Below are 2,288 nucleotides of genomic sequence, written 5' to 3'. Positions count from 1 at the left end.
TTTGATCTTCAATCTATATAACATTGAAGATCAAATTTTTTTTATATTTTTATATTATAAAGGTAGGTTTAAAGTTAGGTTATCAAAAACCCTAAGATGTTTTTTGTTAAAAACATTGATAATTTTGAAAATCCAATAATACAATTTTCAAATAACTTTAATTAACAGTTACAATTCATTTCTATTAAGTTGTATATTACCCCGTTTATTGCATTTAGCCTTTTTTGAATAAGGTTATCCGTGTGAGTCATTCTTCTGGCGTGATCTTTTTGGATATGAATTTCTCCTCAACCCGCTTTTATTCTTTGCTGTAACTTTTGATTCTTTCGTTTCAAAAGCCAAGAATATGAAGGAACATATTATCATGATGTTCGTGATACGTGAAATCACTCATAATTAGGCATCATTTTACGCACTTATCTAAAACATTTATTTCATCCAATAAATTCGGTTCTTGAAATATTAAACCAATCATTCCGTTTCTATAATTATCTAATTTATTATTATTAAATTTTGTTATTAGTTGATTGTAAACAAAAATATTACCAGAATCTACTATATCTAATCCAGATACAAGATTTAATAAAGTAGTCTTGCCTGAACCTGATTTTCCTAAAATAAAAACCATACCATTAGAGGGTAATTCTAATGATAAATTATTTATCGCATTATTAACAAATTTTGTTTTAGTTTTATATTTCTTATTAATGCTTTCTATTTTGAACATATTTTTTGATATACTTTCTTTTTTATTAATTATTATTATTAAAAAAAATAATAAATTTTATATTTTGTTTTCAATATAAATATAAAATTAACTGATAATGAATCATTTTATTTTTTTATAATCAATTATAATCAATTAGATATTATATAATATTTGATATATTATATAATATATTATATAAAATTTGTTTGGTAAATTATTTTTAATTATTTTTTTAAAAAACTGAACATTTAAAATTTAAAAAATAAATATTTTTTTAAAATATAGGAGAAATACATGATAAATAATAATAAACAAAAAGATTTTACAGATATTCAAGAAATAATTAATAATAAAAAATTGATTTTAATTGATTTTTACGCTAATTGGTGCAATCCATGTAAAAAATTATCTCCCATTTTAGATAAAGTTGCAAAAAAAGAAAATATTGAATTAATAAAAATTGATATAGATAAATATCCAACTTTAACTGCCAAACAAAATATAACTAATTTTCCTACTTTAGTTTTATTTAAAAACGGAAAAGAAATAGCAAGAAAAATAGGATTTCAAAATTATGAAGAAATAATTTTATTTTTAAACAATTACAAGTAAAAAAATAATTTTAATAGAAAGAAATTAAAAATTATTAAAATGTTAGAAGGTATTTTTTTAATAAATAAACCTAAAGGTATTACATCCCATGATGTAGTATGGAAAATAAAAAAAAAATTTAACTTTAAAAAAGTAGGTCATACTGGAAGTTTAGATCCTTTTGCAGAAGGACTTCTTATAATTTTAATCAATAAAGCCACCAAAATCGCCTTTTTATTTGATAAATTAGATAAAAAATATGAAGGAGAAATAATTTTTAATAAAAATTATGATACTTTAGATATAACAGGTAAATTAATAAAAGAAAAAAAAAATATTTTAAAATACGAAAAAATTAAAAAAAGTTTTGAATTTTTCGATAAAAAAGAATATTTACAAATCCCTCCAATGTACTCTGCAATTAAATTAAATGGAATAAAAATGTATAATTTAGCAAGAAATAATATTAATATAAAAATACCTGCAAGAAAAGTAAAAATCCATTATTTAAAAATAAATTCAAATTTAGAAAATAATAAAATAAATTTTATAACAAAAGTTTCTAAAGGAACATACATAAGAAGCTTAGCAAGAGATATTGGGAACAAAATAAATACTTACGGCGCCTTAAAATCATTAGTTAGATTAAAAATAGGAAAATATTCTATAAAAAACAGCAAAACAATTAATGAAATAACCGAAAAAGATTTGATAAATATTAAAGATCTATTTTCAAACTGTAACAAAATTTTTTTAAATGAATATTTAATTAAATTAGTTAAAAATGGAATTTTTTTAGATCAAAGACAAATAATTACAGATAAACCTTTTATTGTTTTAGATAATAAAAAAAATTGGATTGCCTATTATAATCCTATTGAAAAAAATAAATATCGTCCTGTATTCTTTTTTTAATATTTTGAATATTATATTTTACTTTTTGGAAACCTTCAATGTCTTTTCGGAAAGCCAAAATATTTTTTTTTAC

3 protein-coding genes are annotated in these 2,288 nt (G+C 19.8%); 2 read left to right on the top strand and 1 reads right to left on the bottom strand.

The genetic code is table 11. The annotated features are described in order from the left end of the window. Positions 1-403 precede the first annotated feature (403 nt). Positions 404-727, bottom strand: a complete 324-nt coding sequence (locus ACHMP6_RS01800) for an ATP-binding cassette domain-containing protein (RefSeq protein ID WP_412097819.1) — start codon at positions 725-727, stop codon at positions 404-406. Between the two features lie 276 nt (positions 728-1,003). On the opposite strand from ACHMP6_RS01800, the gene trxA reads away from it, so the two are divergent. Beyond that, positions 1,004-1,321: a thioredoxin gene (gene trxA, locus ACHMP6_RS01795; RefSeq protein ID WP_412097818.1), complete on the top strand. Its 318-nt coding sequence runs from the start codon at positions 1,004-1,006 to the stop codon at positions 1,319-1,321. 39 nt (positions 1,322-1,360) lie between these two features. Continuing rightward, a complete protein-coding gene (truB, locus tag ACHMP6_RS01790) occupies positions 1,361-2,215 on the top strand; it encodes a tRNA pseudouridine(55) synthase TruB (RefSeq protein ID WP_412097817.1) in 855 nt (284 codons plus the stop codon). Positions 2,216-2,288: the final 73 nt, after the last annotated feature.

The sequence above is a fragment of the Candidatus Phytoplasma palmae genome (assembly GCF_046896035.1).
In the GTDB taxonomy this organism is placed as follows: Bacteria; Bacillota_I; Bacilli_A; order Acholeplasmatales; family Acholeplasmataceae; genus Phytoplasma; species Phytoplasma palmae.
The sequence above is the reverse complement of the archived record's forward strand: the minus strand, read 5'-3'. Positions and strand labels throughout refer to the sequence as shown.